The organism is Vibrio sp. OPT46 (assembly GCF_015163535.1).
Lineage (GTDB): Bacteria > Pseudomonadota > Gammaproteobacteria > Enterobacterales > Vibrionaceae > Vibrio > Vibrio alginolyticus.
Map to the genome: position 1 here is coordinate 79,346 of NZ_JADDYG010000302.1, position 7,260 is coordinate 86,605.

Here is a 7,260-nt window from a genome sequence, read left to right on the forward strand (position 1 = left end):
CTAACGTTCTTGGTTTAGCCACATCCAACGTGGCGCTAGCCGTATCTAACTCCGGTAAAGCTGGCGAGATCATCTTAAAGCTAAAACTTTCACCAGCATCTAAAACCGACCCGTCGATTATGAATGTAACCACGGCGATCACGGTTAAAGAACCGAAAGTAAATTACGGCTCGAAAGTCGAAGACTTCAAATATGAAACCGTGGCGTTTGCTGGCTTCGGTGGCAAGTTGAGTTATGACCGCCCAGCCGTTGGCGTCCACAACCAGCTAGAAATTCCGGCTGGCATTAGCAAACTAAGCGTTGGTAAATACTAAGGAGTAAAGAAGAATGTCATTTACTAAAGAATCAATTCAAGAACTTGTAAATAAGGGTAGCGTTCCTGAATTTATTAAAGCCATTGAAGCTAAAAATACGCTTTCCCAACTGATTCTAGTGCCTGACAACTGTTCCCTAAAAGATTTGGAACAGTACCAAGAACACCGCAATAACTTGCGTGGCGAGTTTAATACAATCTCGATCACTGAGTTTGCGAAGTATGCAAAAGACCACCAGCTAGAAGGCTCAAAGACTTTTATTGATGCTGATTCAATGAAAGCTAAAACAATCTTTGACGTTGGTACTAACGACAAAGCTGGTCATCAACTTCACAAGGCTTCAGTATCACTAAAACGCACTGCACCATTTAAAGCGCTGCTAAACATCGACGGCGAACGCATGGAACAACGCGATATGGCTGAGTTCTTGGAAGATTGGAAAGACTACATTTCTGCGTTTGACTCAAACGGCGAACAAATTGAAATGTTCAAAGCGATTGCGGCTGTTCGTGAACTTGATTTTGAACACACTCGCGGCTCAAACCGACAAGTTAGTGATTTCTCTCAATCACAAAGCGAATACGAACGTATTGCGACTAAAACTCGTGAAGATCTTGTGCTACCTGCGGCATTTGTATTCACTTGCGAACCATACTCTGGTTTAGGTGATTTCCGCTTTGAGTTGCGCCTATCAATAATTCGAAATGAGCTTTTAACCCTACGCATTAAACGCATGGAAGAGATTCAAGAGCAAATGGCTGAGAAGTTCCTTGAAGTCGTTAAAGAAGAGTTCGCAAACCAATCGGTAGCAATGCCGACTTACATCGGTACTTACTAATGAGTAATGGTTCCCTCACTCACGAGGGAACAAATCAGATAAGTTGTATTCACAAGGTAGACCAATGACCAACCAAACCCAACCTGTAGACGTTGCTGTTAATCACCTTCTAAACATGGTTCAAAACCAACTTGGTAACGTCCTTTCTCTTGTTGAAACCCAAGCACAATTAGTTTCTGAATCTCTAAACTACGAAACCGATCAGTACAACGAACTAATTGATCGAATTGAAAAGGCTGAGTCTGAACGCGACACGCTTGAACTGAAAGTTATTGAGCTGACCAAAGAGAACGAAGCAATTGAACTAGACCACCTAGACAAGCTCAACAAACTACGCAGCGAATTTAACTTACTAAAAGCAAGAACGGCTGATCTTCCTGCACTAAGAGAAGAAGTTAAGCGTTACCGTGAAATGAATCCAGACGCTTTAAAGCAACGCCTAGCTAAATCACGCGCAACTGCTGACGAGCGCTTAAACACAATCAACCGTTTAAAGAAAGAATCAAGCGACTACCGCAAAGAAAATATTCGCTTGAAAAAAGAAGTTACTCAACTAAGCGAAGCGGCATTAGAAGCAACGCACCTATGCGAAGAGTACAAAGCTCGATTGCATTTCATTGATGGTGACGTAGAAAAGCCATACGTTGGCAAAGACGGTTTAGAGCTATTTATCTACCGTTATGGCTACCCTCTTGCGTTCAAGCCGTTGGTTAAAAATCTAAGCGTAATTCGTGACTTAAACTTCCATATTGAATTGCGTTCCAATTGGGCTGTTTGTTGTGTGGTAAGTGTTTCTGACTGGCTTATCCCATTAATCCCAACAGTTCACGAGTTTGAAGGCCGTATTCCTACAGAGCTATATACAGACCTTCAAGAAATTTACACGAACGCTGCTGAAGTTAGCCACCAGCATCTAATTGCGCGTGTGGAACACTTTAAAGAAGTCACACTTGAATCTGTTTACGACGGTGCAATCACCGAACGAGAATTAAAGCTTCTGAACGATGCAAATTATTTCTCTGTTTACAGCGTAATGCACCCAACCGATGAACAAATAGCAAAATCAGTTAAGGGCATTAGCGAAGCAAGTGCGTCAAAAATCCGAGCAGCAATTGACGAAAAGATCGTTCAACCTTGGGAACGCGAGAACTGGACGAAAGAGCAAGTAAACGAGGTTCGTCGCAAGTGAAATACGATGTGATTTATGCCGATCCACCTTGGCAATTCAGCTCAAAAAGAACTGGCGGTTCAATGAAAAGCGGCGCTTCACAAAAGTATCCAACAATGACGATAGACGACTTAAAGAAAATGCCAGTTGGTGAACTGGCATCTGATAACTGTTATCTGATCATGTGGTACGTGAACGCCATGCCTAAAGAGGCCTGTGATCTTGCTGAAGCGTGGGGATTTACCGTTAAAAACATAAATGGATTGGTTTGGGGAAAAGAGACTGTTAACGGCTTGCCTTTCTTTGGTCTTGGTTACCACACAAGAGCTGGAACAGAATCGGCACTAATCGCGGTTAAAGGTAGGCCAAAACCAGCAAGTCGCTCCGTTCGCTCTTTCTTTACGGCACCAGTTGGCGAACATAGTGCCAAGCCACAAGAAGGCCGCAGCAAAGTAGAAAAAATCGCTGGACGGTTCGCTAGAAAGCTTGAGCTTTTCCATCGAGGCGAACCAAGAAATGGTTGGGATGTATTCGGCAACCAATCGGCACCAAGTTTAATTTTAGATGAGGTTGGATTCAGAAAACCATACTTAGCGGAAATTCAGCTTCAATATGAGGAATTAGAAAAGTGGAAGAAAAACTAATTAGTATTGAGCAGTTGCTTGTTAGATATCGCCCTTTTGCAATGCGCGATGGTGAGAACTTCACAAAGCGCGGCCTATACAACTGGCGTAAAACAAAAGGCTTCCCTGAACCTGTTATCTCATCGCCACGACTCATTTGGAAAACTAAAGATGTTCTCAAGTGGGAAAGTGATCAGGGTTACGACTTTTTGTAGGTGTTGTTGAAGGGCGTTATTTATGGAGGTCGATTAGAGAAAAACTTGACAACATATAGAAGTGAGCATGCCTTTCTGTAATGCTTGAAAGGCTATCATGGATGGGGTGCAGAACATGAGCAATCAATGATGCCCAATTTAGAGTTAGTCTAAACGCAATCTGTCAGTTTCTTTTCCAAGATGGACTATATCTGACAGATCTCTCTAAATCCGTCCTATCCTCAAAGCAATTCAGAACAAAAAATTCTTGCTCACTTCGCTCTTTATCATATTACATACCAAAAGTTATTCGAAAAAGTGTGGGGAACAACATATTTGAAGTTATCGGGGATGATGAAACCCAACCGCTGTTAACTTTCATTAGCCGATTGATTACACATTGATCAGGTATTAAAAAGGTTGCACACCCAATGGGTAAAAGGATACTTTTAGTGGTTAATTAATGTTTATAAATTTTTGAGGTTTGCTCATTTGGAAAAAGTTACAATTGCCATATCTGGTGTGTTAGTTGGGTTCCTTGTAAATCGAGTTTATGATTGGGTTTCATACATGCTTTGGCAAACTAAAATTCGTTCCAGCTTAGTTGAAGAGTTAACACTGGTTCATGATGACATTTTATTTGTTAAGTCAATCATCAAAACAAAAATTGAAGGTTCAGAAAGCATCGGGGCGGGTAGCTACCCAAGAAAGATAAGTTATCCAATATATGAGAAGTATTATGCCGATGTTTGCCTTAATTTTAACAATTCACAGCGTTCTTCTTTCCAGCAAATATATACCGGAATAGAAGAGTTAAATAGTTTTATCGTGGAGCTATATACAGAGTGCTCAAACGACGATTATTGTAGTAGTAATGGTACTCATCAACGTTTAGCTGGAAGTTACTCTACAGCAAATGACATATTGTTTTTAATCAAAAATCATGTTGAGCACCCAAGATTTCCACTAATTGGTGACCAAGTTAATGCTGAGCTGAAACTAAATAGAGAAAAAACAGACAGTTACCTTAGAAAGTATGGTTTTAAGTTCAACTAATGTTTATAGCAAAGTGCGACAGTTTCAATGATCGTTAGCGTTTTAAATGCAATAACTTAGATTTATTATTAGCGCAGATTACTACTTAACACATGTTATACAATCGGAGGTATTCGTTTGAAAGTTGGTATTGAGACACTTTACGAATTACATGAAAAATTAAAATTTGAACGGCAACGAGTTAGTCAAAGTTATCACCCTTACGATTTCTTCAACTTTGTGGTCACCGCATGGCACTTGCACCACGACTGGATTAATAACGATAAAGAAAATCGACCTAACCTGATTCACAAAAAAGTTCAACAGGCACCACCGCAAATGAAGGAACTAGTTCATGTCATGAAGGATCTCGCTAATGGTTCGAAGCATTTTCGATTGAACAAACGTAGTGATGAAGAAAAAGTTGTCACAGAAATACATAAACCAGAAATTAGGGATCATTTTACTTACGTGTTTGGTCCTCAGCCAGGAATTTCAGTAGCAAACGCATATTACACTATTGGAGAGTTGGTCGACATTCTTGATGAGTATTTTGAGTGGTTGTTTGATGATCTTGTTCCAGCCGATAGCTTTCCTGAAAAATTGCAAAAAAAACTTATGGCTAGAGTGATCTAAAAACTTCATACAAATTGATATAGCACATTGGAATATCATTTTGTATATTACATGGTTGATCTGGATATGCTGATTCTTAAGTATTTATTTTATAGCAGAAGTATCAAACCTTAGAAAATTAGCTAGTAGAGCTGAGAGACAACACATGAATAAAAAGCTATTAATTTTAGTGTCACTTATTCCGGCATTTAATTCGCTAGCCGAATGGAAGACATCTAGCAACATTGATCCAATGACTAATGAACAAACGTATTTTGCTCGGTCTCAAAATGTTAAAAGTATAGAGCCCATGCCTGCTCCGTACTCTGATACCAAGTCATGGGTTAGTGTCGGTTGCAATAATACTGGCTCTATATGGGTGAATTTTGGTTTTACAAAGGCACCCAACATGACAGATGACACTACAAAAAACGGTTTTTCTTCTGCAAACAGACGGGTTAAGTGGGATGAGGAAATCGAATTGGTATATATGACTCAAAAATGGGGTTCAAATTTCATCTACATTGCAGAGTCAGAAATAAACAAGATAAGCAAACTAATGAGCAGCTCATCAATCACATTAGACTTATCTTCTTGGTATGGTTCTCCAAATACTTATTTTAAGTACAGTTTGTCAGGTTCTAGTCGAGCCATCGAAAATATTCTAAATAAGTGTGGAATTTCGTTCAAAAAAAGTGCGTGTCAGAACATTGAAAATGAATTAGTAAAGTACAACATCTTTCGGGGGACATATGGACGAAAAGAAGAAATCAATTCATTGTTCGAGCAAGGGAAAATAAATAATACTGATTTTGCAAGGCTACATAAAGTAAATCAGGCTTGTATTGATGAAGTGGAAGCTAAAAATAATTAACAGTTTATATAGTTTTTCAGGCATCGGACTTTAGCAAAATCGTTTAAAACACTGTCCAAAAGCGATCAGTGTTTTCGTCGATTAGTACAAGTAAAGATACCGACCGCCTAAGAGAGTCAACACGCGACAAACTAGCTAAAGCGCTCGATATCAAATCTCATCAACTTTCTACTTTATAGTTAACTACGGCATTGTGATAAATTTTCATGGCGTCTAGTTGCTGACTCAAATACTGGCCTTTATTGTAGGTTTTCATTTCACCAGCCATTTCATGACCCAACATCTTTTCAGCGATGTAAGGCTCAATTTTCAAATCACCGAAGTGTGTGGCTAAGGTATGTCTAAATACGTGTGGCGACCAGCTTGGCAACGCTAACGCCGCTTGCAGCGGTCTAAAACGACTTTGAAAGCCTTGCACTCCTAACTCCCTACCCCTGTTCGAGATAATCAAGTTCTCAGAGCTTGGATGAAGGTCGTATAAAAACTCAAAGTAACCAATCAAGAAATCTGGAATTGGACGAACGATCAAACGCCCGTTCTTGCTGTTTTCTGGTGGCACTTTCCAAGTTCTACCTTTCAGGTCGATGTTAACTTTCTTGGCCGTTCTCAGTTCTCCGCTACGTGCTCCGGTAAACATGAGAATCAAACAAGCTGCCGCAAACTCAAGAGGATATTCACCAGAACGGCAATAGTCGTAAATCTGCTTGAGTTCTTTGAATGATAAAACCCTATCCCTTGGCTTCGACGGTGTACCAACAAAACGGCTTTGAATATTGATCAGTTTGTTCTCTTCAATAATGTCTACAGCCATTAGGTATTTGGCACACTGCTTTAATTCTGTCAGCAAGCGAACTGGAACAGTTTTACCTTCAATAGTCTTAATCACGTTGATCCAATCAACGGTTTTCATCTGCTCCCATTCATTAGAGCCAATCTTGCTAATTATGTGTGTATATAGCGCGTTGATAATTAGCTTTGGATATTTGCGTCTTGGGATCAATTCTTCATTAATCCAAAACTCAATACACTCTTGAACGGTTGCGATTTTCTTTTTGGCTTTGTTGTTTCGCGGATCTAAACCTTGCTCAAGCATCTTTTTAGCTTCTCGGTGAATATCCCTAGCTTCTTTTAAAGAAACTTGAGGATAAGTGCCGATTGTTAAGATTGCTTGTTTCCCCTGCCAGCGGAAGCGATAGCAAAAGCTAATTTTTCCGCTCTTATAGAAGCGCGCAAGTAGGCCGCCGCCGTCGGCTAAATCTTGGTGTGGTTTGTCTGTTGGAAAGTTATTTTTGGACTTTAAAGCCCGTTCGGTGATGGTCATAGTCTACCCTGTCATATACACAATATATACACACATTACGTTGCTTCAGGCATTTTTCCCATGTCACACCAGGAAACACCATGAAGCTCGCAGCCCCCGTATTTATTGGCTTTACATGATAAACGATGTAGATTCTGGAAGCTATTAGAAAGCCGATGAAACTAAAACATATTCCCTTTATATAATTCTGTTTTCATCTTGATTCTCAGGCTTTAAAAAGACAGGCAATACTAAGGAATTCGCTGCCAAGAGACAAGCGTTACCCCATACAAGCGTAG

The 7,260-nt window shown here is 40.0% G+C and carries 9 protein-coding genes; 8 read left to right on the top strand and 1 reads right to left on the bottom strand.

The window, feature by feature from the left end:
• From IQR33_RS14575 to IQR33_RS14610, 8 genes are all read left to right on the top strand, one after another.
• The coding region (locus IQR33_RS14575; RefSeq protein ID WP_025509613.1) for a hypothetical protein at nt 1-314 on the top strand (314 nt) is incomplete at its 5' end.
• A 13-nt stretch (nt 315-327) separates the two neighbouring features.
• Entirely contained in the window at nt 328-1,152 is an 825-nt protein-coding gene (locus IQR33_RS14580; RefSeq protein WP_021454722.1) for a DUF2303 family protein, read from the top strand.
• Between the two features lie 64 nt (nt 1,153-1,216).
• Nucleotides 1,217-2,341, top strand: coding sequence for a hypothetical protein (locus IQR33_RS14585; RefSeq protein ID WP_193838080.1), 1,125 nt, complete (start codon nt 1,217-1,219; stop codon nt 2,339-2,341).
• Nucleotides 2,338-2,964, top strand: coding sequence for an MT-A70 family methyltransferase (locus tag IQR33_RS14590; RefSeq protein ID WP_025627164.1), 627 nt, complete (start codon nt 2,338-2,340; stop codon nt 2,962-2,964). Before IQR33_RS14585 ends, IQR33_RS14590 begins: the two co-directional genes overlap by 4 nt.
• Entirely contained in the window at nt 2,949-3,158 is a 210-nt protein-coding gene (locus IQR33_RS14595) for a hypothetical protein (protein ID WP_021453336.1), read from the top strand. Before IQR33_RS14590 ends, IQR33_RS14595 begins: the two co-directional genes overlap by 16 nt.
• Before the next feature lie 471 nt (nt 3,159-3,629).
• Entirely contained in the window at nt 3,630-4,193 is a 564-nt protein-coding gene (locus IQR33_RS14600; RefSeq protein ID WP_140210702.1) for a hypothetical protein, read from the top strand.
• A gap of 117 nt (nt 4,194-4,310) precedes the next feature.
• Nucleotides 4,311-4,808 carry a hypothetical protein gene (locus tag IQR33_RS14605; protein WP_021453046.1) on the top strand — a complete coding sequence of 166 codons (498 nt, stop codon included), beginning with the start codon at nt 4,311-4,313 and terminating at the stop codon, nt 4,806-4,808.
• A gap of 145 nt (nt 4,809-4,953) precedes the next feature.
• Entirely contained in the window at nt 4,954-5,661 is a 708-nt protein-coding gene (locus tag IQR33_RS14610; protein ID WP_025627167.1) for a hypothetical protein, read from the top strand.
• Between the two features lie 160 nt (nt 5,662-5,821).
• On the opposite strand, the gene IQR33_RS14615 is transcribed toward IQR33_RS14610, so the two are convergent.
• Complete coding sequence (locus tag IQR33_RS14615) at nt 5,822-6,982, bottom strand: tyrosine-type recombinase/integrase (protein WP_025627169.1); 1,161 nt, start codon at nt 6,980-6,982, stop codon at nt 5,822-5,824.
• Between the last annotated feature and the right edge of the window lie 278 nt (nt 6,983-7,260).

Bases quoted from the DNA above. Each gene is read 5' to 3' on its own strand.
- IQR33_RS14610 (WP_025627167.1), top strand. From the start codon at position 4,954: ATGAATAAAAAGCTATTAATTTTAGTGTCACTTATTCCGGCATTTAAT.
- IQR33_RS14580 (WP_021454722.1), top strand. From the start codon at position 328: ATGTCATTTACTAAAGAATCAATTCAAGAACTTGTAAATAAGGGTAGC.
- IQR33_RS14615 (WP_025627169.1), bottom strand. From the start codon at position 6,982: ATGACCATCACCGAACGGGCTTTAAAGTCCAAAAATAACTTTCCAACA.
- IQR33_RS14585 (WP_193838080.1), top strand. From the start codon at position 1,217: ATGACCAACCAAACCCAACCTGTAGACGTTGCTGTTAATCACCTTCTA.